This is a genomic window from Streptomyces sp. NPDC101776 (assembly GCF_044766845.1).
In the GTDB taxonomy this organism is placed as follows: Bacteria; Actinomycetota; Actinomycetes; order Streptomycetales; family Streptomycetaceae; genus Streptomyces.
On sequence record NZ_JBIWMV010000028.1, the window covers coordinates 78,468 to 103,693 of the forward strand.

The window sequence follows — 25,226 nt, forward strand, 5'->3', positions numbered from 1 at the left end:
CTCGCGTTTGTGATCAAGCCTCGGACAAACCACCTCGTGAAAGCCCGAGGTTAGGCCGAGTCAGTCGGTGGTGGCTCAGCTCTGGGGCGGCGTCCGTAACGAGGTCTTCGAAGGTGAGCAGTGAGGCCTACGTCGCTCACCTTCGAAGACTTGCGTCAGCGTTTGCTACGAGTTGATGGTTGAGTACGACCACACGTCTGCAGGCAGTTCGTGGCGTAGTTGCCAGGTGATGGCCATGGGCCTGCTGCCCTTGTGCTCGGTGTAGGTCGCTGGGCCAAGCAGTATCCACGGCTGGGCCTTGCCCGTGTCCGTGTCCTTGTAGCGCCGCATAAACAGCATTACGTGACTGCCGCGTTGGGAGTGTTCCTGGTAGCGAAGGCCCGTGGGCGAGGTGTCCGCGGTCGTGCTCTGTGACTCCCAGTGGAAGAGGGAGGGGCTCAGCGCGTAGTCCTTGTACCGGACTGTGGGTGAGGAGTCCTTCTCGTTCTTTTCGAGCGTGATCAGCAGCGCATCGGTTTTGTTTGGCTCGTCCCACAAGACACCCTGCGCGAAGGAGCCAGGCATCTGTCCGCCGAGGCGGGCGACGCCGAGTGCGGCCAAGATTTCTGAGCGGTTGTACGCGCTATGGACCTTCAAGGGGAGATGCGCGTGCGGACCTTCCAGGGGGATGGGGAAGTGATCGGCCTGGTCCATCACGTACTTGAGGACCTGGCGGAGTTCGCTGCGAAGGGCTTGCTGTTCGCGGAGTGATTCAAGTCCGTCCACGTAGGAGCCGAAGCCACCGGCTTTGTCCCAGAGGTTGAAGAAGAGCATGCGTGCATACGTCTTGTCCCTCGGATTGAGGGTTTCATATGTCGGGGCGTCATCGCTCAGTAGACGGGCGTAGGCTTCTGCGCGTTCGAGGTCGTCGACGTGCAGGAAGGCGTGGACGCGCTTCAACAGGTTTTCCTCGCCTACCTGTTCAGGTAGGTCGGCCAGGCCGGAACGGCGTAGGACTGTTGTCCAAGAGTTGCTGGACTTGTACAGCTCCTTGATTTCGCGGCGACTCTCGCGGAGGTAGTCGGCGAGGAGGGGTGTGCCGTAGGTCCTGACTTCCGTAGCGAGGGTCTGGACGTTCGCTTTGATCTGGGTGCGGATGTTGTTCAGTACGAGGTCTTTGGACTTGCCCTCAAGGATGATTTGGCAACCGGACGGCAGTAGCGGGAAATCGTGCTCGGCGTGCTCAAGGAGTCGGTTGCGCGACAGATTTGTCATCGCGCGGAACTGCTCCTCGAACCGGAACTCGGCGCGATGCTGGCCGATGAAGTCGAGCACCGTGAGCACGGGCTTGTCCGGTGTACGGCGCAAGCCTCGACCGAGTTGCTGAAGGAAGACGGTTGCGCTGCTCGTTGGGCGGAGTAGCAACAGCGTGTCGACGTCGGGGATGTCCAAGCCTTCGTTGAACAAGTCCACGGAGAAGATGACCTGGATTTCGCCTGCCTTGAGTTCAGAGAGAACCCGGTCGCGAGTCTCCGGCTTTGAACCGCTGTCCAGGGCTGCGGCCTTCAGGCCGGCCTCTTGGAAGCATCTCGCCATGAAGTGAGCGTGCTTCCTGCTGACGCAGAAGCCGAGTGCCCGCATCTCCGTTGGGTTGGACACCTTGTCCCGCACTTGCTTGATGACAATGCGGGCCCGTGCGTGGTCGGCGGAGTACAACTCGCCGAGTTGGCTCTGGTCGTACGTCCCAGAGCGCCAGTTGAGGCGGGTGAGGTCCGTACCGTCAGGGATGCCGAAGTAGTGGAACGGGCAGAGGAGGTCGTTGTCGAGGGCCTCCCACAGTCGCATCTCGGCGGCGATCCGGCCATCGAAGAACTCGTCCTGCACGTTGAGCCCGTCAGCCCGCTCCGGGGTGGCAGTCAGGCCAAGAAGTTGCTTCGGTTTGAAGTGCTTGAGCACCCGACGATAAGTCGATGCGGTGGCGTGATGGAACTCGTCGATGACGATGATGTCGAAGTGCTCAGGGTCGAACTGGTCAAGTCGTTGATCGGTAAGTGACTGAACGCTAGCGAAGACGTGCTTCCAGTCGCGCGGCAGTTCGCCCGTGAAGAGCGGTTCACCGAAGGATGCGTCATCGAGTACTTCGCGGTACTTCCGTAGCGATTGTCTCAAGATCTCTTTGCGGTGTGCCACGAACAGCAGTCGGGGGTACTGCTTACCGCCCCACGCCCTATGGAGATTGCGGTAGTCAAGGGCAGCCATGACGGTCTTGCCCGTTCCGGTCGCGGCAACGAGCAGGTTGTGATCGCGGCCGCGGACCTCACGTTCGACGTGCAGTCGCTCAAGCATGTCTGCCTGGTACGGATACGGTCGAACCTCAAGACCCGAGAGGCTGATTTTGGAGTCCTGGCTGGAAGTTGAGCTGCCCGCGGCGCCGAGTGCCTCATCCAACTTGCGGGCATCGCGCCTCGGGTCATACGTCTCAAAGGCCATGTCGTTCCAATACGAGTCGAAGCTGGCTTCGAACTTGTTCAGGACATGCGGTGTTGCAACGGACGACAGGCGCACATTCCACTCCAGCCCATCCAGGAGCGCCGCCTTGGAGAGATTGGAGCTGCCTACGTACGCGGTATCGAAGCCACTATGGCGACGGAACAGCCAGGCCTTGGCGTGCAGCCGAGTTGAACGGGTCTCGTAGTTGACCTTCACTTCGGCGCTGAAGTCTTGGACGAGACGGTCGAGGGCATGCCGATCCGTAGCGCCCATGTACGTCGTGGTGATGACACGAATGGGGACGCCGCGCCTGGCGGCCTCGCGGAGAGAGCTTTCCAGGACGCGGAGGCCGTACCACTTCACGAACGCGCAGAGCAGGTCGATACGGTCTGCGGTGGCCAACTCCGCCCTCAATTCCGAGCCGAGACTGGGGTCTTCGGGGGCGTTGGTGATGAGTGAGGTTTCGGAGAGGGGAATCAGCGGGCGCAGGGAGTAGGCACCTGGTGCCTCCTGCTTGGCGAGCGCGAGCAGCTGGCGCGGGCCTTCGACGATGTTGCCTACGGCCTCTGTTTCACTGAGGTCGGACCCATCTGAGGACAGTGACGCGAGGATCTTGTTGGCAATGGCTACCTGGTCGCCGACAGGTAGTTGACTCAGCCGATGCCTGACAGCTTCGCCCACATATCGACCTAGGACATGGGGAGCGGATTCGGTGCTGACCTCAGCATCGATGGCCTTCCAACCCGCAGCTTCGAACTGCTCAAGATCGGATCGCACACTGCGGGTGATCAGCTTCTCGTAGACGCCCGCAATCGGCCCCGGTCGGTCCTCAGGTTCCGCCACTACTTCTCCCCGATCCCTGTAACGCGCAGGCACGACCGAGCGCGCCAACAAAGAGTGATCTCTTACGGACGCCCGCGTGCGTTCAATTCGGCAGTGCCCCTTGGGCCTTGCTCGCCTAGCCCGCTATGCCTCCGTGCGCCCATGGCAGTCGGCATACGAGTCGCCCGACCCACACCAACAAGAAGCCCCCCGCTGCGGAGGCCACCCCACAGCCCGCCCCCGCGCCGCCAGCGTCGTCGCATACTGCGGCAACAAGTCAACCTCCCCCGGCGAAGCCCCCTCCGACGCAGCGAACGCCTCATAAGAAGGCACAGTCCCGGTGACGATCCCAAGGTTCGGCGTACCGCTCGCCGCCAGCTCCTGAAGCGACCCCTCTATCGTCGCGAGGTGCTCCTCATGCGACGGATACTCCACCGCGAGGGACTCGTACGCCCCCACCAGTTCCGCCAACTCCCCCTCGGGCCAATGCAGCACAGCCACCGGGAACGGCCGGGACAACGCCTCCCGGAACGCGCCCAACTCCGCCCGTAGCCGCGAGATCTCGGCCTCCAGCTCCGCCGGGTTGTCGGACCCCAGGGACCACACCCTCTTCGGGTCGTGCAGCTCGTCCAAGGAGACGGACGACGAATGCAGGGAATCCGCCAGGGTGTCCCACTCGTCGTGCGACACGCCCAGCATGCGGCGGACCCGGTGTCGGCCGAAGAGCAACGGGTGGGTGGAGTACGGCGGTTCGGGTACGTCCGTCAGGAGCAGAGTCACCCCCTCCGTGAACGTCTCCTGCGCCGCCTCCAACTCGTCGTGGGATTCGAGAGACTCCGCGACGATCACCCAGGGCGCGGGATCGCGCGGGGACGCGGACCGTACCCCGTCGATGATCGCCCTGGCCTCGGCCTCGTGGCCGTACTCCCAGAGGTTCGAGGCCTTGAGGGCCCGTACCAGGTGCGGAGTCTCCAGGGCGTCCGGCGACGACAGCAGGCGGTCGTAGAGCGCGGTGGCGGCGGGGCGGTCGCCGGCCAGTTCCAGATGGGCCGCGGCCTGGAGGAGCAGGGCCTCGGCGTCCTCGGGGTAGCGGGCGGCGGTCCGCTCCAGGCGGGCCGCTTCGGCGGGATGGTCGACGTTCTCGGCGGGCGTGTCGGGGCGCATGAACGACACGGTACTGCCGATGCCGACACAGATGGAGGCAAGGGGAGAGATATGCCCAGGTCGGCCGGTGAGAGTGCGGTGGGGGAGCGGTGTGAGGGCCTTCGGCGGGCATCCTCGTGGGGAACAGCGGGTGGCTTTCCGGTTTCCGCCGGTTTTATGACCGCCGCACTTCTACGGCTTCTGCTGTTGCCCCGCCTCTGGTGCTGTCCGCCGACCTCTGTGCCGCCGACGCCCGTGCCGCCCAGCCCATGACTCCCAACCCCACCCCCACAATCCCCGCCCCCACGAACAAGGGAGCCGCATACCCCCACCCCGCACTGATCACCAGGCCCCCCGCCCACGCCCCCACCGCGTTCCCCACATTCGACGCCGACACATTCGCGCTCGCCGCCAGCGGCACACCCCCCGCCGCGTCCGTGACCCGCGTGATCATTCCGGGCACCGTCGCGAACCCGAACACCCCCAGCAGGAAGACCAGGATCACCGACGCGGGGCGGCTGCTCGCCAGCAACCCGAACACCGCCAACGTCACCGCGAGGCCGGTCAGGGACACGAGCAGCGTCGCGTCACGGTTGTGGTCCGCGCCCCGGCCGCCCGCGATGTTGCCCACGACCAGGCCCGTGCCGTAGACGACCAACAGCCAGGCCACGTCCGTCGTCGAGAAGCCCGTGACCTCGGTGAAGGTGTACGCGAGGTAGCTGAACGCGCCGAACATGCCGCCGTAGCCGAGCGCCGTGGCCGTCAGGGTCAGCCATACCTGGGTCGAGCGGAAGGAGCGGAGTTGGGCCCTCAGGCCTGCACTTCCACCAACCCGTCCCGCCCAGCCGGGCACCAGTACGGCGATCGCCGCCAGCGCCACCGAACCGATCGCCGTGATCGCCCAGAACGTCGCCCGCCAACCCCACCGTTCGCCGACGAGGGCGCCGAAGGGGACGCCCAGCACGTTCGCCACCGTCAGGCCGGCGAACATCATCGCGACCGCGCGGGAGGCCCGTTCCGGAGGGACCAGGCGGCGGGCGACGAGGGAGCCGATGCCGAAGAACGAGCCGTGGCAGAGGGCCGCCACCACGCGGCCCAGGAGCATCGTCGGATAGTTCGGCGCGATCGCGCACAGCAGGTTGCCCGCCACGAACAGGGCCAACAGGCTCACCAGGACCGGCTTTTGGGGCAGCCGTGCTGTCGCCGCCGTCATCGCTATCGCGCCCACCGCGACCGTCAGGGCGTAGCCGGAGATCAGCCAACCCGCCGCCGCCGTCGAGACGTTCAGGCCCCGGCTCACCTGCGGGAGCAGCCCGGCGATCACGAACTCGGTCAGACCGATTCCGAAACCGCCGAGCGCCAGGGCGAACAGGCCGAACTGCCCACCACCGCCTTCGAGTTGGGCGAGCGGGCCCAACCGCCCGCCGCCACCGCTGAGTTGAGCGGTCAGATCACCACCCCGTCGATCTGCAAGGTCTGCACCGCCCCGGCCGCGAACGTCGCGCTCACCGTCTTGCCGCTCAGGTAGGTGTCCGAGTGGGAGGCGTACAAGTCGCCTCCGCCGCCCGTCACAGTGTTCCAGCGCGGGACCAGACCGCTCGTACCGCCCGCCACCGTCGTGAACTTGGAGAGGTCGAAGGTCAGGGTCGTCGAGGACGAGCCCGTGTTCGCCGCCACTATCACCAACCGCTTCGCCGTCGCGTCGTAGCCCGCCGCCGCGTAGCTCACGCCCGTGTCCAGGATCGTCATGCCGGGGCGGATGTGGCGGCTGAACTGGGCCATCACGTAGTACTTCGTCTGCACCGCGCCGGCCGTGAGCGTGCTCTGGTCGTACGCGATCATCGCCCAGCCGGACGACGGGTCCATGACCTGCCAGTACGTCCATGCCGTGGGGTGCAGCCAGCGGAAGTCGTAGAGCAGGTTGCTCGCCATCGTCAGGCCGGTGGAGTCGCTGTCGCCGGTCTCGGAGTTCCAGAGGGCCTTGCCCGCCGTCGTCACGACGTCCGTGTACAGGAGGTCTCTACGGCCGCCCGAACCCTGGTAGCCGTGGACGTTGACGCGGTTGACGTAGCCCTTCGTCGTGGACGAGAAGGCGCTCCAGGTCGTCCGCGCCAGGTCGTAGCTCGTCTCGTCGGACGCCGAGATCTTCGTGCTGGTCAGGCCTCGCGCGTCCAACTCGCTGCGCACGTACGGGAGTACGGCGGCCTGGACGGTCGAGTCCATGTGACAGCCCTCCTGCGTGCCGGTCGCCGTCCACCAGCTCGACGAGGGCTCGTTGAAGGCCTCGACCGTCGCGAAGTTCACTCCCCAGTTGTTCTTGGCGTAGAGGGCCACGGCCGCCAAGTGGGAGGCGTGCTGGCGGTAGTTCCAGGACTGGAGGTTGTTGCCGCCGCCGGAGGCGCCCGACGGGTTGTGGTTCAGACACATCCACCACATGGGGGAGTTGGCGAAGAGCTCGGTGGTCGCCCCGCGTGCCGTCGCCTTCACCAGCATCGCCCGCTGGGTCGCGTCCGCAGTCCACTTCCACGCCGAGGACGTGGGGTCCTCGTTGTTCCAGTCCTGCCAGTAGCCCTCGATCTGCTTGAACGCGGGGATGTTGGCCGAGGCGACCATCGACGCGCCGCTCACCGTGTTCCAACTGCACCCGCCGAGGTTGTAGCGGGCGATGTTCAGGCCCAGGCCGGGCAGTGAAGTGCCGTTGTACGTCGTCGACTTGGTGGTGAAGAAGATGTCGGCGAAGTCGTCTCGGGCGCCGAAGACATTCGCCCACCAGGCGAGCGAGGTGCCCCAGCCCTCCCAAGTGCCGTACTTCGTCGCCGGGTTGACCGCGACCGTCGCGTCGGCGCGTGCGGTGCCGGCCGCCAGGGCGGTGCCGAGGAGCCCACCGCCCGCTGCGGCCAGCAGGGTTCTGCGTCGGATCATCTCTACTCCCGATTCGCTCAACCGCCGGTCGTCCCACCGGCGTCGGCCATCCCCCCGGCTCGTGCCACCAGGAAGCATCGGGTGCGGCGTGTGAGGTTGTCGAGGGTTGCGCCACCCCTTTCTAAAACCCGTGTACGAAGGATCGAACAGGCGCCTCCGCGGTCAACCGGGCCGCGGGTCTGGTGAGTTCGCGAACCGGCCCTTATCGTGCGGCCCATGCGGGTTCCCGTCGTGCAGCACCGCGGCCGTCGACGCCGTGCGCTGGGCCGACGCGCCTTGTGGACCGGTGGGGAGTTGCTCGTCACCGCCGGGGTCGTCCTGCTCCTCCTCGTCGTCCACGAGCTGTGGTGGACCAACCGGGAGGCCCGTCAGGGCGCCGAGCATCAAGTGGAGGCGCTGGAGCGGCAATGGGCGACACAGTCGCCGACATCGGCACCCGCACCGGGTGCCGTGGGCGGCGCGAATCCGTCGGACAACACGGGCGCCACCGGCGGCAGTTCGTCCCGCCGGAACACCACCACCGCCACCGGCGCCGGAGGATCCACCACTCCCCGCGCCTCCCAGGCGTACGCCGTCCTCACCATCCCCCGCCTCCACTTCCGCGTCCCCGTCGCGGAGGGCGTCAGCAAGCAGAACGTGCTCAACAAGGGGTACGTCGGCCACTACCCCGGCACCCAACAGCCGGGCCAGGCAGGGAACTTCGCGCTCGCCGGGCATCGCAACACCCACGGCGAGCCGTTCCGGTACCTCCCGCGCCTGCGCCTCAAGGACACCGTGCAGGTCGAGACGAGCACGGCCACCTACACGTACACCGTCGACAAGATCCTGCCGCAGACCTCCGCCGCAGACTCGGGCGTCATCCGCCCGATCCCGCGCTCGATCGTCAAGCCGTCCTACGGCTACAGCCAACCCGGCTACTACATCACCCTCACCACCTGCACCCCGGAGTTCACCTCCAGGTACCGCATGGCGGTGTGGGGCACGCTCACCTCCACGCACTCCCGTTGACGGCCCAAGCCCGCTGAAGGCCCAACTCCGGTGAAGACGCGGCCTGGTTGAGGCGTCACGCCCGCTCCCGCAACACCCCCACACTCACCGCGGCCACCACCGCGAGCCCCGCCGACACCACCATCGCGATGTCCGCGCCCTGGGCAAGACCGCCCCCGGCCGATGTGGCGATCGCGATCGTCAGCGCGACCCCCGCGCAGGAACCGATGTACCGGAACGTCTGCTGTGCGCCGGAGCCCATCGCGGCGCGGGCCGCCGGCACCGATTCCACGGACAGCAGCGGCAGCGCGGCGTTCAGCAGACCGCTGCCCACCCCGGCGATCACCAGTCCCGGCAGCAGCCGGAGCCAGGAACCGGAGTCCAGCGCGCCGAGCATCGTCAGGACGCCGGCCGCGTGCAGCAGGAAACCCAGGGTGAGTTGGTGCCGGGAGGAGACGCGGCCGGCGAGGCGGCGGGCCTGGAGGGCGACCGTGAAGGACAGGCCCGACCAGAGGAGGAACAGCCAGGCCGTGTCCATCGCCGACAGGCCCAGCGTCTGCTGGAGCAGCGCCGGCAGGAAGCTGAACAGGCCGATCACTGCGAAGCCCGTGAACAGGCCGCCCGCCGAGGAGGCCAGGAAGAGGCGGTGGCGCAGCAGGCTCAGGTCGATCATCGGGGTCGCGCCCCGGCGCTCCACCAGCGCGAAGACGCCGACGAGCACCACGGCCGCCAGCGCCAGCAGGCCCACCGGGGCGCGCAGCCAGCCGTCGCGGCCCAGGGTCAGCGCGGCGACGAGGGCGACCAGCGCCAGCCCGAAGGTGACCGCTCCGGCCAGGTCGGGGCGTCCGCCGCGCGGTGCGCGGGACTCGGACAGCGTACGGATGCCGAGGGCGCCCACGACGAGCGCGGCGGCGCCGAGGACGGCGTAGGCGAGGCGCCAGTCGGGCATCGCGCCCGTCACCAGTGGGCCGACGGCTATGCCGCCGCTGACGAACGCGCCCCACACTCCGGTCGCGTGCAGTCGGCCGCGCGGGGTCGGGAAGGCGTGCACGATCAGGCCCAGGCTGCTGGCGAGCAGCGCCGCGCTGGACGCGCCCTGCGCGATCCGGGTCAGCGTGAACAGCAGGGTCGAGGAGGTGAGCGCGGAGAGTGCCGTGGTGATGCCCAGCGCGAAGGTGCCGGCCAGGAAGATCCGGCGGCGGCCGTAGTCGTCGGCGAGGCTGCCGGCGACCAGGAGCAGCGCGGCCAGGCCCAGCGGGGTGCCGTTCAGCAGCCAGGCCTGGGCGGAGAGCGGGGTGTGCAGGGCGGCGGCGATGTCCGGGAGCGTGACCATCGGCGCGGTGTACGTCATCAGCGCCACGGCGGTGGCCGCGCTGGTCAGGGCGAGGGTGGCGCGGGGGTGCGGCACGCTCGGCTCGGAGACCGGGGCGGCCTCGGGGGCCTCGGAGGTCCCGGGAGCCGTGGAAGTCCGGCTGAGAGTTCGTTCACTGAACCTAGTCATGTGGAGTACCGTAACACCATAGGTTCGTTCAATGAACCTTGACGTCGGAAAGTGGCTAAGGTGGGCGGCATGGCACTGGGCAAGGACTACGCGACACAGGAATGCTCGATCGCCCGGGCGCTGGAGGTGGTCGGGGAGCGCTGGACGCTGCTCGTCGTCCGCGACGCCCTCTACGGCGTCCGGCGCTACAACGACTTCCTCGTCCACCTCGGCATCCCGCGCGCGGTCCTCGCCGCCCGCCTCCAGGCCCTCACCACCGCCGGCATCCTGGAGAAGCGCCGGTACCAGGAGTCCCCGCCGCGCGACGAGTACGTCCCGACCGACCGCGCGATCGCCCTGTGGCCGACCCTGCGCTCACTGGGCCGGTGGGGCCGCGAGCAGTTCGGCGAGCCCCAGCTCCGCTTCTTCCTGCACACGGCCTGCGACACCGAACTCGGCCCCTACGGCGAGTGCCCCACCTGCGGGTTCGTCGTTCCGGCCGGGGACGTCCTCATGGTGCCGGGCCCCGGACTCAACCCGGACCCCGGAGATCCGGTCAGCCGCGCCCTCCTCCGGCCGCGCCGACTGCTCCAGCCGATCGAGACCGACCCGGCATGAGCGAGCCTCTATGACCGGTCCGGTATAACTGACGGTACGGAAAAGCCAGTTGGGGGACGGAGAGCCGATGAACCGCGGTCGCGCCACCCTCCCGTTCCTCTTCCTCCTCCTGCTGTTCCCACTGACGCTGGTGGACACCGGCGGCCTCCCCGCCGCCGTCACCGTCGCGCTCGCCGCGACCGCCACCGCCCTCGCCGTCCGCGCCCTCCTCACCGCGCGCCGCGCCCCCGCCGTACCGCCCGCCCGGGTCCGTACGGCCATCCGCGACCGGGCCCGCCGTACGGCCTTCCTGCCCCAGCGCGACCCCGACGCCTCGGGCCGCCCACGCCCCCGAGCCCCGGGACACCCCCTCCGGACGACCACCGCGTAAGGCATCCCGTTTCATCGCCTCCGCGCGGGTCGTCGCATCGCCATGCCCACTCCTGGCACGACGAGACCCCCGGAGGGCTCACCCATGTCCGTTCTCACCCGCACGGTCGGCCAACTCGCCGACCTGCTCCACCCGTTGTTCGGCACGGCCGCGGTCGCCGTCGCGATCGTCCTGTTCACGGTTCTCGTACGACTCCTCGTCCATCCCCTCTCCCGGGCCGCCGCGCGCGGCCAGCGGGCGCGGGCGCGACTCCAGCCGCGTATCGCCGAGTTGCGGAAGCGGTACGCGAAGCAGCCCGAGAAACTCAGCGCCGCCGTACTGGAGTTGCACGCCGAGGAGAAGGTCTCCCCGCTGTCCGGACTGCTGCCGAGCCTGCTCCAGCTCCCGGCGTTCTTCCTCCTCTACCGCCTGTTCTCCGGCGGCGGCGACGGCCTCCTCTCCCACCGGCTGTTCGCCGCGCCGCTCGACGGACGCTGGGCCGACGCGCTCGCCGGGGGCGGGGTGTTCGGGCCGGCCGGGCTCGTCTACGTCGGGCTGTTCGCCGTCGTCGCCGTGGTCGCGACCTTCACCTACGTCCGGACCAGGCGGACGGCGGCCGTCGCCAGCGCCGTCGGCCGGGTGCTGCCGCTCATGTCCTTCCTCACCCTCGTCACCGTGGCCGTCGTACCGCTCGCCGTCGCGCTGTACGTGACGACCAGCGCGGCCTGGAGCGCGGTCGAACGGGCCCTGTTGTATAGCTGAGTCCGTACAGCTGAGCGGCGCGGTGCCGGTCCAGTCCGTGAACCGGGTATTGCGGACTGGACCGTGAGCTTGGAGGATCGGCCAGTCATCCGATGGCTGCACCCATCGGTCGACGGCCCCGCACGATCGATGGAGATGGTGAACATGAAGCTGCTGCGAGTCGGTACGGCAGGGGCGGAGCGGCCCGCGCTGCTCGACGCCGAGGGGACCCTGCGGGACCTGTCCGGCATCGTCCCGGACATCGACGGGCCGCTGCTCGCCGACACCGCCGCGCTCGGCCGGATCCGCGCCGCCGCCGACGCCGGGGAACTGCCCGCGCTGGACGCCGACGGGCTCCGGGTCGGGCCGCCGCTGGCCGGGATCGGCAAGGTCGTGTGCATCGGGCTGAACTACCACGACCACGCCCGCGAGACCGGCGCCGAGCCGCCCGCGGAACCGGTCATCTTCTTCAAGGCGGCGGACACGGTCGTCGGGCCGTACGACACCGTGCTCGTGCCCCGCACGTCCGTGAAGACGGACTGGGAGGTCGAACTGGCGGTAGTCATCGGACGTACGGCCCGTTATCTGTCCTCGCACGAGGAGGCGCTCGCGCATGTCGCGGGGTACGCGGTCGCGCACGACGTGTCCGAGCGGGAGTTCCAGATCGAGCGGGGCGGGACCTGGGACAAGGGGAAGAACTGCGAGACGTTCAACCCGCTGGGACCGTGGCTGGTGACGGCGGACGAGGTGCCGGACCCACAGGCGCTGTCGCTGAAGCTGTGGGTCAACGGGGAGTTGAAGCAGGACGGGACGACCGCCGAGCAGATCTTCCCGGTCGCCGAAGTGGTGCGCTACGTGAGCCAGTTCATGACCCTGTACCCCGGGGACGTCATCAACACCGGTACGCCGGCGGGTGTCGCGCTGGGTCAGCCCGAGCCGAAGCCGTTCCTGCGGGCCGGGGATGTGGTCGAGCTGGAGATCGCGGGGTTGGGAAAGCAGCGGCAGGAGTTCAAGGACGCCTGAGGGGCGGGGGTGGGGGGCTGCGGGTTGTCGGCGGGTGCGCTTGTGCTGTGGCTGGTCGGGCCCACGCGGCGGAGCCGCATATCGACACGGCCCCGCACCCCCAAAGGCAACTGCCGCTCAGCCCAGCAGTGAGGCGAGCCTGCGCCAGGCCTCGCGTGGGAGTGACTCGCGTGAGGCGCCGTCCACCAGCTGTAGGGCCACATGGTCGGCACCCGCCTCGCGGAAGGCCTCGATCCTGTCGCGGATCCGGGCGTCGTCGCCCCATGCGAACACCGCGTCCACCAGGCGGTCGCTGCCGCCGTCCGCGATGTCGGACTCTGTGAAGCCGTCGCGGAGGAAGTTGTTGGTGTAGTTCGGGAGAGCCAGGTACATGGCCAGGTAGTCGCGGGCCAGGGTGCGGGCCCGGGTCGGGTCCGATTCCAGGACCACCTTCAACTCCGGTGCCAGCAGCGGGGTTTCGCCGAGGAGGTCGCGGGCCTTGGCCGTGTGCTCGGGGGTGACCAGGTACGGGATCGAGCCGGCCGAGCGGTCCCGTGCCAGCTCCAGGGTCTTCGGGCCGAGAGCGGCCAGGAGACGGCGGTCGGCGGGGACTCCGGCAGAGTCCAGGGCGTCCAGGTAGCTCACGAGTGCCGAGTACGGGCGGCGGTACTGGTCCGCCAGCTTGGCGTGGCTCACCCCGAGGCCGAGCAGGAAGCGGCCGGGGTGGGCCGCCTCCAACTCCGCGAAGCTCGCGGCGCTTTCGGCCGCGTCGTACTGCCAGATGCTCTGGATACTGGTGCCGACGGCGAGCGTCGAGGTCGCCTCGATCAGCGGTACGGCGTGCCGTGCGGCGCTGCTGCCGCCCAACCAGACGGCGCCGTAACCGAGTTGCTCCAACTCGGCTGCCGCGTCGGCGAGTTCACCGCGCCGGGCCGGATCCTCGGTGCGCAGGCCCACGCTCCAGATGCCGTACCGTCCGACTGTTTCCCTCGGTTTCCTCGGCGTATCGCTCATCGCTGCTGTTCCCTCCGCTGTCGGACGTATGGACAGTGCCAACCGGAGTCGGTTCCTGCTTAATCCCGTCCGTCGCCCAGGAACTCCTCCAGCGCCGCCACCACGAACCGGTGGTCCTGCAACTGCGGGAGCCCGCTCACCGTCACCGTGCCGATCACGCCCACGCCCTCGACCCTGATCGGGAACGAGCCGCCGTGGGCCGCGTACTCGTCCGGGTCGAGGCGGGAGGAGTCCTCGAAGGTGCTGCCCTTGGCGCGGAAGCGGGTGCCGACCAGGTAGGAGGCGGCACCGAAGCGCTCGACCACCTTGCGCTTACGGTCGATCCACGCGTCGTTGTCCGGGGACGAGCCCGGCAGCGCCGCGTGGAAGAGCTGCTGACCGCCGCGCCGGATGTCGATGGCGACCGGCGCCTGGCTCTCGCGGGCCCGTTCCACGAGCAGCGAACCCAGCGTCCAGGCGTCCTCGTAGGTGAACCGCTGGAACACCAACCGGCGTTCCTGCGCCTCGAGTTCCTCCACCGTCGGGGTGATCTCCGGGGCGATCCGCTGGGTGATCGCGGGCTTGTTCTGGGTCACAGGGTCACCGTCACTCCGTCGCGGGCACTGCGGCGCGCGGCTTCCAGTACGTCGAGGGTGGCGGCCGCCTCCAGGGCGGTCACCGGGTTGGGGGCGCCGTCAAGGAGGGCGGCTGCGACGGCCGCGTAGTACGCGGGGTAGTCGCCGGGGAGCGTCGGCTCGGGGCGGCCACCGCCGGTGAGGGGGGACTCCCCGGCGCCGACACGGCCGTAGAGCGACTCGGGTTCCTGGCCCCAGTTCTTCTCCGTGCCGGGGCGCTTGCCGTCGCGGAGGTCCGCCTCCTGGGGGTCGAGGCCGTACTTCACATAGCCCGCCTTGGAGCCCAACACCCGGAAACGCGGGCCCAGTTGAGCGGTGGTCGCGGAGACGTACAGGTGGGAGCGGACGCCGTTCGTGTGGGTGATCGCGAAGAACGTGTCGTCGTCCGTCTCCGCGCCCGCGCGGCGGATGTCCGACTCGGCGTACACGGAGGCGGCGGGGCCGAAGAGGGCCAGCGCCTGGTCCACGACGTGGCTGCCGAGGTCGTAGAGCAGACCCCCGATCTCCGCAGGGTCGCCGGACTCGCGCCAGCCGCCCTTGGGCTGCGGGCGCCAGCGCTCGAACCGGGACTCGAAGCGCCATACGTCGCCCAGCTCGCCCTCGGCCAGCAGCTTGCGCAGGGTCAGGAAGTCGTTGTCCCAGCGGCGGTTCTGGAAGACGGAGAGGAGGAGGGAGTGCTCCTCGGCGAGCGCCGCCAGCTCACGGGCCTCGGCCGCGGTGCCGGCGATCGGCTTGTCCACGACGACCGGGAGGCCGGCCTTCAGCGCGGTGGTCGCGAGCGCGACGTGCGTCTTGTTCGGGGACGCGATGACGATGAGGTCCAAGTCGTCGGCGCGGGCGAACAGTTCGTCAGGGGTCGCGGCCGTACGGACGTCCGGGAACTCCGCGCGGGCCTGTTCCTGCCGCTCCGGGTTCGAGGTGACGACCGTGTCCAGGGCGAGGCCCTCGGTGGCGGCGATCAGCGGGGCGTGGAAGACGGAGCCCGCGAGGCCGTAGCCGACGAGGCCGACGCGGAGGGGTGTGCGAGTCGTGCGTCCAGTCATGCCCTCCACTTTGGCAACGCTGTTGCCAAAGTGCAAGTGGTGGGGAGAATGGGGGTGTGAACAGTGTGTGGGGCGGGAGCGGGGCAGGGGCGAGGGTGCGTGCGGTGGGTGCACCGGGTGTGGCTGGTGCGGTGGGTACGGCTGGTGTGGCGGGAGGTGTCGGTGTGGCTGGAGCTGTGGGAAGTGCGGGCGCTGCGGGAGCCGTAGGTCCTATGGGTTCCATGGGTTCCATGGGTCCTGCGGGTTCCGTAGGTCCCGTGGGGGCGAATCTGCTCGCCGTCCGCAGTCACAACACCGCGCTGGTCCTCGACCTGCTGCGGACGGCCGGCACGGACGGGATCAGCCGCCTCGAACTCGCCGAACGCACCGGGCTCACCCCGCAGGCCGTCAGCAAGATCACCGCTCGGCTCCGTGACTCCGGCCTCGTCGCGGAGGCGGGCCGGCGCGCGTCCACGGGCGGGAAACCGCGCACGGTCCTGAGGCTGGTGCCGGAGGCCGGGCACGCGGTGGGGGTCCATCTGGACCGGGACAAGCTGCGGGTGGTGCTGGTCGATCTCACGGGTGCGGTGGTGGGGGAGCGGGGCGCTTCGCTGGATCTGGGGGCGGGGGCCGGGGTTGTCGTGGAGGCGGTGGGGCGGGAGGTCGAGGAACTGGTCGGGGAGGCCGGGGGAGTGGGCGTGCGGGGCGGTGTCGGGGCGGCGGTCGCCGGTACGGAGGCTGTTGGCTCGGCGCTTGCCGGTAGGGGGGTTGCCGGTACGGGGGTTGCCGGTACGGAGGCTGTCGGCTCGGCGCTTGCTGGTACGAGGGCTGCCGGTACGGAGGCTGCTGGTAGCGGGGTTGCCGGTACGAGGGGTGCCGGTACGGAGGCTGTCGGCTCGGCGCTTGCTGGTACGGGGTCTGCTGGTACGGGGTCTGCTGGTACGAGGGCTGCCGGTACGGAGCCTGCTGGTAGCGGGGTTGCCGGTACGGAGCCTGCTGGTTCGGGCGTTGTCGGTACGGAGGCTGTCGGTACGACGGGTGACCCGGTGTCCGTGGTGGTGCGCCCCGCCGTAGGGCTCCTGCTCGGTGTCGGTGTGGCGCTCCCCGGTCCCCTGGACCACATCCACGGCATCCTGCACCGCGTCACCGGTTTCCCCGAGTGGGACGGGTTCCCCCTGCGGGACGCGCTCGCGCGGCGGCTCGGGGTGCCGGTGGTCGTCGACAAGGACACGAACGCCGCCGCGCTCGGGCTGGCCGTCGCTGGGGAGGGCGGGTCGTTCGCCTATCTGCATCTCGGGACCGGGCTCGGTGCCGGGCTGGTGATCGGCGGGGGTGTGCATCGGGGGGCGCGGACCGGGGCCGGGGAGTTCGGGCACCAGGTGATCCAGCTGGACGGCCCGCCCTGCGACTGCGGGAACCGGGGCTGTATCGAGGCCCTGTGCCTGGCCGCGGTGGCGCGCGGCGACGTGGGTGAGGCGGCACGGGTCCTCGGTGCGGGCGCCGCGAACCTCGTGGGCCTCCTCGACATCGACCTCGTCCTCCTGGGCGGCCGCACCGTCACCGCCGACCCGGAACCCTTCGTCCGCGGAGTCGCCGCTGTCCTCGACGAACGCGCCCGCCGCGAAGGCGCCCGCGAGGCCGCCGTACCCGTACGGGTTGCCTCCGGCGGGGCGCGAGGAGTCGCTGAGGGGGCGGCACAGTTGCTGCTGGGGCCACTGTTCGGAAGGGCGGACGGGTAGGGGCCTGCGGGATCCAAGGGGTCTACGGGTCCCGGCGAACCAAGGGGCCGAACAGCCGCCCCACCCCGCCCATTCGAGGCATTCGTGGCCCCCCACCGGCACGGCACCCCCGATCAACAGCCCCCGTCCGGCACGCTCATGTGCTTATGCGACTGCCCCTGAGACGCCGCACCCCGCCCCGCACCCGGCCTCGAACCTCACCGCACCCCCCACTGCGCACACCCCTGTCCCGGCCCCGGTCCTGGCCCCTCTGCCTCGCCGCAGCCGCCCCCCTCTCCCTCCTCCTCATCGCAGCCCCGCCCCCGGCCCACGCGGCGGACGCCACCCCCGCCTGCGCCGCCCCCGACGCCCGCGCCTTCCCCCTCACCACCCGCATCCACGACGGCCCCGACTCCTACACGGCCGGCGGCGGCCACGGCATCTGGTATCTCGACCTCACCAACACCACCGCCCGCCGCTGCACCGGGATCCACCCGGTCGTCGTCCTCGTCGACCGGCAGCACGCGCTGAAACCGTCCCAGCCCAGACTCGAGTTCTACGACGGCACCAGCCCCCGCCCCCACCCCGTGCACTTCGACAGGACCGACGAGGCCGAACTCGTCGGCGCCTTCGACGACGGCTTTCCCGGGTTCACCGTCGACCCCGGCAAGACCCTCACGGTGAAGGTGCGCCTCGCCCTCGCCCCGGACACCGTGGCCAACGAGATCACCGCCGACGCGGCCGTCGTACAGCGCCATGCCGACGACGGGGACTGGATCGGGCAGTCGAACGACTACCGCTTCGACGTCCAGGCCGCGGCCCCCGGCGACCTCACCGACCCCGAGGCCACCACCTCCGCCGCCTCCCCGGCGACCCCCCTCCCCACCCCGACCTCGACCCCCGCCGAGGACCTCTCCTTCACCGACGAACTCGCCCGCACCGGAATCGGCACCGCACACCTCGTCCTCGCCGTCACGTCCGTCCTCCTCGTCACCGTCGGCGCCCTGCTCGCCCGGAGGCGCCTATAACGCGGCCCGCCCCTTCTGCGACGATCTCCGCGTGGACTACCCGAACGACCAGGCCCCCGGCGCCCCCGTCCGCTCCGGCATCCCGGAGCACGGCCGCATCCCCAAGTACTACGCGGTCAAGGCCCAAATCGCCGCGCTAGTCGACGAGTTGGGGGAGGGCCACCTGATCCCCACCGAACGCGACCTCGCCGAGCGGTACGAGGTCGCCCGCGAGACCGTGCGGCAGGCGCTGCGCGAACTCGTGCTGGAGGGCAGGCTGCGCCGGCAGGGGCGCGGCACGGTCGTCGCGGGACCCAAGCTGGAACAGCCGCTGTCCCTGGCCAGCTACACCGAGGGCGTACGACGACAGGGGCGCACCCCGGGCCGTAGCCTCGTCACGCTCGACCGCTTCCCCTGCTCCGACGCACTCGCCGCCGAGACCGGACTGACCCGCGGCGAACCCGTCTGGCACCTGGAACGCGTCCTGCTCGCCGACGACGAGCGGGTCGGCCTCGAGAGCACCTACGTCGCCGTCGCCCGACTCCCGCACCTGGACACGGACTTCGAGCCCGACTCCTCCTTCTACGGCTACCTCGCCGCCCGCGGCATCCGCTTCGGCGACGCCGACGAACGCATCGAGACCGTGCTCGCCACCCCGCGTGAGGCCCTCCTCATCGGCACCCCGCCCGCCCTCCCGATGCTGCTGATCCACCGGGTGTCGCGGGACACGGACGGGCAGCCGCTCGAACGCGTCCGCGGCCTGTACCGGGGCGACCGCTTCTCCTTCACCACCCACCACACCGGCTGAAGCGGCAGCCACACCGGGTGAACCACCCACGCGCCACCCTCTCCACATTGATCACGGATAGGTAACGGGTCTAGCCCAAACGTGATGGGTCGTTCACGCTCTCGTTGGGAGCCGGACCGTTCCGGTTCCCGGATTCCGAGGAGCGTGGCCGTCGTGAGAGTGACAGTGGTCGGAGGCGGCGTGGTGGGCACCATGCACGCCTGGCAAGCAGTGGAACGCGGCCATGAGGTCGTACAGATCGAGCGCGAGGCGGAGGCTCGCGGCGCGTCGTTGCGCAACTTCGGGCAGATCTGGGTGAGTGGTCGCGCGGGCGGGGAGGAACTCGAAACCGCCCTGCGGGCAAGGGAGTTGTGGGAGGGGATCGGCGCTCGCGTCCCCGGGCTCGGCTTCCGGGCCAACGGCTCGCTGACCCCGGTCCGCGGCGAACGCGAACTCGCCGTCGCCGAGGCCGCCGTGGCCCGCGAGGACTCCGCAGCCCGCGGCTACAAACTCCTCACCCCCACCGAGGCCCGCGCCCTCAACCCCGCCCTGCGCGGCGACTTCACCGCCGCCCTGTACTGCGAACGCGACGCGGCCGTCGAACCCCGCACCGCCCAACTCGCCCTGCGCGCCGAGCTGTCGAAGTCCCCGCACTACACCTTCCTGCCGGGCCGCGAGGTCCGCGAGGTGGTCGGCGAGCACGCGGTACGCGACGACCACGGGGACGTGCACGCCTCCGACGCGGTGATCCTGTGCACCGGCGCCTGGCTCGGCGGGCTCGTCCGCGAACTCGCCGGGCCCGAACTCCCCGTCCGCCGCGTCCGCTTGCAGATGATGCAGACCGACCCGCTCGGCGAGCCCCTCACCACCTCGGTCGCCGACGCGGACAGCTTCCGCTACTACCCCGCCTACCGCGGTCCCGCCCTCGATCAACTGGCCGCCCACCGACCGCAGTTGCCGACCGCCGCCGCCCACGCCATGCAACTCCTCATGGTGCAGCGCGCCGACGGCGGCCTGACCATCGGCGACACCCACGAGTACGAGCACCCCTTCGCCTTCGACACCACCGAGGACCCCTACGACCATCTCGCCGAGGTCGTCGAGTCGTTCCTCGGCCGTCCCCTCCCGAAGATCCGCCGCCGCTGGGCCGGCGTGTACGCGCAGTGCACCGACCCCGCCCGCGTCGTCCACCGCCAACAGGTGCGCGACGGCGTCTGGTTGGTCACCGGGCCCGGCGGGCGCGGCATGACCTGCTCCCCGGCGATCGCCGAAACCACCGCGAACGAACTGGACTGGTGAGCCACCCATGAACCCGCAGACGTCCATGAACCCGCATACGTCCATGAACCCGCAGACGCCCATGAACCCGCATACGCCCATGAACCCGCATACGCCCACGAACCTCGATATCCGTCTCGTCGTTCTCGACATGGCCGGCACCACCGTCGCCGACGGCGGCCTCGTCGAGGAGGCGTTCGCCGCCGCGGCCCGGTACCTGGGCGCGGAACCCGCCGACATGCTCGACTACGTCCGCGCCACCATGGGCGAGTCCAAGATCTCCGTCTTCCGGCACCTGTTCGGGACGGAAGCGCAGGCCCAGGAAGCCAACAAGGCCTTCGAGGCGGGGTACGCGGAACTCGTCGATGCCGGCCGGGTCGCGGCCCTGCCCGGTGCCCGCGAGACCATCGAACTGCTCACGTCCCAAGGCCGCACCGTGGTGTTGACGACCGGCTTCGCCCGCACCACCCAGGACGCCATCCTGGCCGCGCTCGGCTGGCAGGACCTCGCCCACCTCACGCTCTGCCCCGCCGACGCCGGCGGCCGGGGTCGCCCCTACCCGGACATGGTCCTCACCGCGTTCCTGCGGACGGCCGCCGCGGACGACGTACGGCAGCTCGCCGTCGTCGGCGACACCTCGTACGACATGCTCAGCGGGGTCCGCGCCGGAGCGGGCGTGGTCGCCGGTGTCCTGACCGGCGCCCACGACGCGGACGCGCTGCGGGCGGCCGGGGCGACCCAAGTCCTGGACGGGGTAGGACAGTTGCCCGGAGTCCTCGGATGACCGACGGCATCCGCTCGACCGAAGGCATCCGCTTCGACTCCGTCACCGTCGCCTACGACGGCACCGTCGTCCTCGACTCCCTCGACCTCACCGTCGAACCCGGCGAGGTCATGGCGCTGCTCGGACCGTCCGGCTCCGGCAAGACCACCGCGCTGCGGGCGGTCGCCGGGTTCGTGCGGCCGGTGTCCGGGCGGGTGTTCCTCGGCGGACGCGATGTCACCGACCTGCCGCCGTACCGGCGGGGGGTCGGGATGGTGGTGCAGCAGTACGCCCTCTTCCCGCATCTGCGGGTCGAGGACAACGTGGCCTTCGGGCTCAAGGCGCACAAGGTGCCGCGCGGTGAGATCCGTACCCGGGTCGCCGAGGCGCTGGAGATGGTCGGCATGGGCGCCTACGCCCGGCGCCATCCACGGGAGTTGTCCGGCGGGCAGCAGCAACGGGTCGCGATCGCACGGGCGTTGGCGATCCGGCCCGGCGTCCTCCTTCTAGACGAGCCCCTCTCCGCGCTCGACGCCCAGCTCCGGTCCGGCATGCTCGCCGAACTCGCCCGGCTGCACCGGGAGTTGCCCGACGTGTCGATCCTCTACGTCACCCATGACCAGGTCGAGGCGCTGACACTGGCCGACCGGATCGCCGTCATGGACCGGGCCCGGCTCCAGGAGTGCGGGAGCCGACAAGGCGGCCGACGGCACCTGGACCTCCGTCGTCAACAACTACTTCGGGTTCGTCTACAACAAGAAGCAGCTCACCCAAGCGCCCACGACCTGGGAGGAGTTGCTCGCCGGCACCTACAAGAACAAGCTCCAGTACTCCACGCCCGGAGTCGCCGGCGACGGAACCGCCGTACTGATCAAGGCAATTCACGATTTCGGCGGGAAGGACGCGGCCCTCGCCTATCTGAGAGGCTCCAGTCGAACAACGTCGGCCCCTCCGCCTCCACCGGCAAGCTCGCGCCCAAGGTCGACAAGGGCGAACTGCTCGTCGCCAACGGCGATGTGCAGATGAACTACGCCCAGTCCAAGACCATGCCGAACCTCGGGATCTGGTTCCCGGCGAAGCGGGGCGGGCAGCCCACCACCTTCGCCCTCCCGTACGCGGCCGGCCTCGTCACCAAGGCCCCGCACGGCGCAGGCGGCGAGAAGCTCCTCGACTACATGCTCAGCCGCACCGCCCAGCAGCAGGTCAGCGCGATCGGCGGCGGCTTCGGCGCCCGGCAGGACGTCAAGGCCACCGACGCCAACGCGACCGCCCTGACCAAGCTCATGACCGGCGTCCAGATCTTCGAACCCGACTGGACCGACGTCGACAAGAACCTGACGTCGTACATCGAGGACTGGCAGTCCGCCACCGACAGCTGACCGGACCCCCGGGCCCGACCGGGTCACATCGAGCTAGATCAGGTCGACCAGGTCGGCGATGGACTCCACGACCTTCGTGGGCCGGTACGGATAGCGCTCCACATCGCCCCTGGTCGTCAGCCCGGTGAGGACGAGGAAGGTCTCCATCCCGGCCTCAAGACCGGCCAGTACGTCCGTGTCCATCCGATCGCCGATCATGGCGCTGCTCTCCGAGTGGGCGCCGATGGTGTTGAGCGCGCTCCGCATCATCAGCGGGTTCGGCTTGCCGACGAAGTACGGCTCCTTGCCGGTCGCCTTGGTGATCAGCGCGGCCACCGATCCGGTGGCCGGCAGGGCGCCCTCGGGCGAGGGCCCGGTGTTGTCGGGGTTCGTGGCGATGAACCGGGCCCCGTTGTTGATCAGCCGGATCGCCTTGGTGAGAGCCTCGAAGGAGTAGGTCCTGGTCTCGCCGAGGATCACGAAGTCGGGGTCGGAGTCGGTCAGCACGTACCCCGCGTCGTGCAGGGCCGTCGTCAGCCCGGCCTCGCCGATGACGTAGGCGGTGCCGCCGGGGTGCTGGTTGTCCAGGAAGGCGGCGGTGGCCAGGGCCGAGGTCCAGATGTTCTCCACCGGGACTTCGAGGCCGATCCGGTTCAGCCGGGCGTGCAGATCACGCGCGGTGTAGATCGAGTTGTTGGTGAGGACCAGGAACGGACGGCCCTTCTCCCGCAGCGTCTTGATGAACGCGTCCGCGCCGGGCACGGGGACGCCCTCGTGCATCAGCACCCCGTCCATGTCGGTGAGCCACGATTCGATGGGCTTGCGCTCTGTCATGGCCACCATGCTAAGCACTCCCACCCCCCCCTCCCCCATACGGAGCAATAGGGCCCCGCCAGGGATGCGTGACCGGGGGACGAGGAGGAGTCTCCAGTTATCTGGAGGTTCACGATGGGCTCACTCAAAGTCACTCTCTGTGCAGGTGCGGCGGCTTTCGCGGCACTCACCCCGACGGCGTACGCGGCGGACGGAGGCACCGTCTCGGTGACCCCCGCGTCCCCCGCCCCCGGCGCCGACGTCGCCCTCAAAATCAGCGGCTGCGCCGCTACGACGGGCTCGGCGGCCTCGGACGCGTTCGTCGCCGACGCCGAGCTGGTCGGCGCGGCCGGCACCCTCGCCGGCGAGACCCGCGTCCGCACCGCCCTGGAACCGGGCAGCTACGACGTGAAGATCACCTGCGGCAGCGTGACGGTGAAGGGCGCGATCAAGGTCGTGGAGAGCGGGTCGCGGTCCCCGTCCGTGGCGCCTTCCGCACCCGCCTCACCCGTCGCCCCCGTTCACGCGGGCGGTGGCGGTACGGCGCATCTCGCGGCCGTGGACGCGCGTGCGGCCGGTCCCGGTACCGCGCAGGCGGTGGTGGGTCTGTTGCTGGCCGGTGTCGCCGCGGCGGCCGTGGCGCTGCGCAGCGCCCGACGGAGCCGCAGGACGGGCTGACCGGCATGTTCGATCACGACCGACCCGCCGAGCACGAGCGGTCCACCGGCACCGGGCGGCTGCTGACCGGGGTGGCGTGGGCCGTGCTGCTGCTCGGGCTCTGGCTGTGGGGTCAGGACCTGACCGACATACGGCTGGGCATATCCGCGCCGACGACCGGCGACGTGGCGGCGGTCGGCCGCCCCCCGGAGGCCGAACTCCCGCCCGCGGCAAAGCCGTTGGGAGACGCACTGCCCCAGCGCATCGACATCCCCCAACTCGCCGTACAGGCACCGGTGGTGACCCGCGGCCTCGACGCGCAGGGCGCGATCGACCCGCCGCCGTTCGACCAGGCGGGCGTGGTCGGCTGGTACGGCAACGGAGTGCGGCCCGGGGCCGCCGGCACCGCCCTGATGGTCGGCCACGTCGACACCGAGACCCGCCCCGCCGTCTTCTACAAGCTCAGCACGCTACGGCCCGGCCAGACCGTCCGAGTCATCCGCGACGACGGCAAGGTCGCCGAGTTCACCGTCGACGACGTACGCGTCCTGACCCGCGCCCGCTTCGACGCCCAACAGGCCTACGGCAGCCGGCAGTCGGGCCGCGCCGAACTCCGCCTCATCACCTGCGGCGGCACCTTCGACCGCGGCAGCCACAGCTACACGGCGAATGTGATCGTCTCCGCCTACCTCACCGGAACCGGTCTCTGACACCACCTTGCCCGGCCGACGACCCGCTCCCCCCGGAAGCCGTCGACCGGGCTGGTCCTCGACCGCGCACGCACGGGCTGCGGGAGTAACCCGGCGGACGACGCGGGAGGTCTGGGAAACCCCGTGGTGGAGGGTGTGACCGGCAGGGGCCAGGGCCGCTCGAATCGACTGTAGAACGAATGAGCGCCCGGGCCTAGAGGGCGAATGACGCCATGTCCCGGTGTGGTAGCTCCCTGTCATATGCACAGGTCGTTCAGGGTTCTACGACGCCCTCAACTCGGCGTCGCCCAGGTCCCGTTCGAGCGCCGCCCGGGCGACCAAGTCCATCGGCGGCCGCTGCCGTCACGCATACCCGCGCAGCGCGCCGAACGCCTCGTCGACACCGACCTGCCAGCGCTCGGTATGGGGCGTAAGCGCGATGATTTCGCAACCCCAGAGCGGCGGCATCGGCGAGTGCCTGCGCCACCGACACCTCCGAACTCCCGCCGTCCGAGGCGCCGTTGGGCACCGTCGGCACGAACACATTGAGCGCGCCGAGCAGAGCGTCGAGCCGCCGCACCGGCACCGCGAAGGTCGCCACGACACCGTGCCGCAGAGCCCGCTCGGTGAACTCGGGCCAGCGTCCGTCCGCATGGGCCACGCTGATCGCGACCGGTGAAACAGCCCGCCCGGAGCCGTAACTCTCCCTACAAGGCCCGCCGTTGCGCTGAGCGGCGAGCAGCTCAAGCGTCACCGCTTCCCGTCCACCGCACCCGCTCCCGGCCAGAGCCACAGTCCGATCGCCATCGATCAACATGATTCCGGCAGCCCACGCGGACAGCGGTTCCACGCACCGGTCGGACAGCCGCCGCAGATACTCCCCGGTGTCTAAGGTCTCGCTCAGGGTGTCGGCGGCCTCCACCAGCGCCGCGGCGAGCCGGTCCTCCCGGGTCGCGTGGTGCATGACGGCCAC

General features: G+C 69.9%; 22 protein-coding genes and 2 pseudogenes. 14 read left to right on the top strand and 10 right to left on the bottom strand.

Going from position 1 to position 25,226, the window contains the following annotated elements:
- Positions 1 to 165: 165 nt before the first annotated feature.
- The 4 genes from ACIRRY_RS46800 to ACIRRY_RS46815 form a co-directional block, all read right to left on the bottom strand.
- Positions 166 to 3,312 carry a DUF3427 domain-containing protein gene (locus ACIRRY_RS46800; protein WP_403985652.1) on the bottom strand — a complete coding sequence of 1,049 codons (3,147 nt, stop codon included), beginning with the start codon at positions 3,310 to 3,312 and terminating at the stop codon, positions 166 to 168.
- Positions 3,313 to 3,435: 123 nt separating this feature from the next.
- Complete coding sequence (locus tag ACIRRY_RS46805; protein WP_403985654.1) at positions 3,436 to 4,455, bottom strand: SEC-C domain-containing protein; 1,020 nt, start codon at positions 4,453 to 4,455, stop codon at positions 3,436 to 3,438.
- 154 nt (positions 4,456 to 4,609) lie between these two features.
- Positions 4,610 to 5,851, bottom strand: coding sequence for an MFS transporter (locus ACIRRY_RS46810; RefSeq protein WP_403985656.1), 1,242 nt, complete (start codon positions 5,849 to 5,851; stop codon positions 4,610 to 4,612).
- A 29-nt stretch (positions 5,852 to 5,880) separates the two neighbouring features.
- Positions 5,881 to 7,356, bottom strand: a complete 1,476-nt coding sequence (locus ACIRRY_RS46815; protein ID WP_403985658.1) for a beta-1,6-galactanase — start codon at positions 7,354 to 7,356, stop codon at positions 5,881 to 5,883.
- A 216-nt stretch (positions 7,357 to 7,572) separates the two neighbouring features.
- On the opposite strand from ACIRRY_RS46815, the gene ACIRRY_RS46820 reads away from it, so the two are divergent.
- On the top strand, positions 7,573 to 8,364 hold the full coding sequence (locus tag ACIRRY_RS46820; protein WP_403985660.1) for a class E sortase: 792 nt from the start codon (positions 7,573 to 7,575) through the stop codon (positions 8,362 to 8,364).
- Between the two features lie 55 nt (positions 8,365 to 8,419).
- Here ACIRRY_RS46820 and ACIRRY_RS46825 read toward each other — a convergent pair whose 3' ends face one another.
- Positions 8,420 to 9,844, bottom strand: a complete 1,425-nt coding sequence (locus tag ACIRRY_RS46825; RefSeq protein ID WP_403985662.1) for an MFS transporter — start codon at positions 9,842 to 9,844, stop codon at positions 8,420 to 8,422.
- Positions 9,845 to 9,913: 69 nt separating this feature from the next.
- Between ACIRRY_RS46825 and ACIRRY_RS46830 the strand changes: the two genes are divergently transcribed.
- From ACIRRY_RS46830 to ACIRRY_RS46845, 4 genes are all read left to right on the top strand, one after another.
- The gene (locus ACIRRY_RS46830; RefSeq protein ID WP_403985664.1) at positions 9,914 to 10,441 is read left to right on the top strand and encodes a winged helix-turn-helix transcriptional regulator; all 528 of its coding nucleotides are present in this window, start codon (positions 9,914 to 9,916) and stop codon (positions 10,439 to 10,441) included.
- Between the two features lie 67 nt (positions 10,442 to 10,508).
- Positions 10,509 to 10,811: a DUF6412 domain-containing protein gene (locus tag ACIRRY_RS46835; RefSeq protein WP_403985666.1), complete on the top strand. Its 303-nt coding sequence runs from the start codon at positions 10,509 to 10,511 to the stop codon at positions 10,809 to 10,811.
- An 84-nt stretch (positions 10,812 to 10,895) separates the two neighbouring features.
- Positions 10,896 to 11,552: a membrane protein insertase YidC gene (gene yidC, locus ACIRRY_RS46840; protein WP_403985668.1), complete on the top strand. Its 657-nt coding sequence runs from the start codon at positions 10,896 to 10,898 to the stop codon at positions 11,550 to 11,552.
- A 144-nt stretch (positions 11,553 to 11,696) separates the two neighbouring features.
- On the top strand, positions 11,697 to 12,554 hold the full coding sequence (locus ACIRRY_RS46845; protein ID WP_403985670.1) for a fumarylacetoacetate hydrolase family protein: 858 nt from the start codon (positions 11,697 to 11,699) through the stop codon (positions 12,552 to 12,554).
- Between the two features lie 117 nt (positions 12,555 to 12,671).
- On the opposite strand, the gene ACIRRY_RS46850 is transcribed toward ACIRRY_RS46845, so the two are convergent.
- From ACIRRY_RS46850 to ACIRRY_RS46860, 3 genes are read right to left on the bottom strand one after another with little or no spacing between them, the layout of a single operon-like run.
- Positions 12,672 to 13,547 carry an LLM class F420-dependent oxidoreductase gene (locus tag ACIRRY_RS46850; RefSeq protein WP_403985672.1) on the bottom strand — a complete coding sequence of 292 codons (876 nt, stop codon included), beginning with the start codon at positions 13,545 to 13,547 and terminating at the stop codon, positions 12,672 to 12,674.
- A gap of 59 nt (positions 13,548 to 13,606) precedes the next feature.
- Positions 13,607 to 14,122 carry a heme-degrading domain-containing protein gene (locus ACIRRY_RS46855; RefSeq protein WP_403985674.1) on the bottom strand — a complete coding sequence of 172 codons (516 nt, stop codon included), beginning with the start codon at positions 14,120 to 14,122 and terminating at the stop codon, positions 13,607 to 13,609.
- Positions 14,119 to 15,204 carry a Gfo/Idh/MocA family oxidoreductase gene (locus ACIRRY_RS46860; RefSeq protein WP_403985676.1) on the bottom strand — a complete coding sequence of 362 codons (1,086 nt, stop codon included), beginning with the start codon at positions 15,202 to 15,204 and terminating at the stop codon, positions 14,119 to 14,121. The genes ACIRRY_RS46855 and ACIRRY_RS46860 overlap by 4 nt, the downstream gene beginning before the upstream one ends.
- 257 nt (positions 15,205 to 15,461) lie before the next feature.
- On the opposite strand from ACIRRY_RS46860, the gene ACIRRY_RS46865 reads away from it, so the two are divergent.
- The 7 genes and pseudogenes from ACIRRY_RS46865 to ACIRRY_RS46895 all read left to right on the top strand — a co-directional run.
- Positions 15,462 to 16,922 (top strand): ROK family protein, encoded by a 1,461-nt coding sequence (locus ACIRRY_RS46865; RefSeq protein WP_403985678.1) that lies wholly within the window; start codon positions 15,462 to 15,464, stop codon positions 16,920 to 16,922.
- Between the two features lie 146 nt (positions 16,923 to 17,068).
- A complete protein-coding gene (locus ACIRRY_RS46870; protein ID WP_403985680.1) occupies positions 17,069 to 17,929 on the top strand; it encodes a hypothetical protein in 861 nt (286 codons plus the stop codon).
- Positions 17,930 to 17,960: 31 nt separating this feature from the next.
- A complete protein-coding gene (locus ACIRRY_RS46875) occupies positions 17,961 to 18,716 on the top strand; it encodes a GntR family transcriptional regulator (protein WP_403985682.1) in 756 nt (251 codons plus the stop codon).
- A 153-nt stretch (positions 18,717 to 18,869) separates the two neighbouring features.
- Positions 18,870 to 19,994: a TIGR03364 family FAD-dependent oxidoreductase gene (locus tag ACIRRY_RS46880; RefSeq protein WP_403985684.1), complete on the top strand. Its 1,125-nt coding sequence runs from the start codon at positions 18,870 to 18,872 to the stop codon at positions 19,992 to 19,994.
- Positions 19,995 to 20,055: 61 nt separating this feature from the next.
- Entirely contained in the window at positions 20,056 to 20,757 is a 702-nt protein-coding gene (locus tag ACIRRY_RS46885; RefSeq protein WP_403985719.1) for a phosphonatase-like hydrolase, read from the top strand.
- Positions 20,754 to 21,428: pseudogene (locus tag ACIRRY_RS46890) on the top strand (ABC transporter ATP-binding protein); the annotation flags it as partial. The gene ACIRRY_RS46885 and the pseudogene ACIRRY_RS46890, both read left to right, overlap by 4 nt.
- Positions 21,421 to 22,115: pseudogene (locus ACIRRY_RS46895) on the top strand (2-aminoethylphosphonate ABC transporter substrate-binding protein); the annotation flags it as partial. The pseudogenes ACIRRY_RS46890 and ACIRRY_RS46895, both read left to right, overlap by 8 nt.
- Positions 22,116 to 22,148: 33 nt before the next feature.
- Here the strand turns inward: ACIRRY_RS46895 and ACIRRY_RS46900 are convergent.
- A complete protein-coding gene (locus tag ACIRRY_RS46900; RefSeq protein WP_403985686.1) occupies positions 22,149 to 22,928 on the bottom strand; it encodes an HAD-IIA family hydrolase in 780 nt (259 codons plus the stop codon).
- Between the two features lie 114 nt (positions 22,929 to 23,042).
- On the opposite strand from ACIRRY_RS46900, the gene ACIRRY_RS46905 reads away from it, so the two are divergent.
- Together ACIRRY_RS46905 and ACIRRY_RS46910 are read left to right on the top strand one after the other, a co-directional pair.
- Complete coding sequence (locus tag ACIRRY_RS46905) at positions 23,043 to 23,585, top strand: hypothetical protein (protein WP_403985688.1); 543 nt, start codon at positions 23,043 to 23,045, stop codon at positions 23,583 to 23,585.
- A gap of 5 nt (positions 23,586 to 23,590) precedes the next feature.
- Complete coding sequence (locus ACIRRY_RS46910; protein WP_403985690.1) at positions 23,591 to 24,274, top strand: class F sortase; 684 nt, start codon at positions 23,591 to 23,593, stop codon at positions 24,272 to 24,274.
- 253 nt (positions 24,275 to 24,527) lie between these two features.
- Here the strand turns inward: ACIRRY_RS46910 and ACIRRY_RS46915 are convergent, their stop codons facing one another.
- Entirely contained in the window at positions 24,528 to 25,217 is a 690-nt protein-coding gene (locus ACIRRY_RS46915) for a response regulator receiver protein (protein WP_403985692.1), read from the bottom strand.
- Between the last annotated feature and the right edge of the window lie 9 nt (positions 25,218 to 25,226).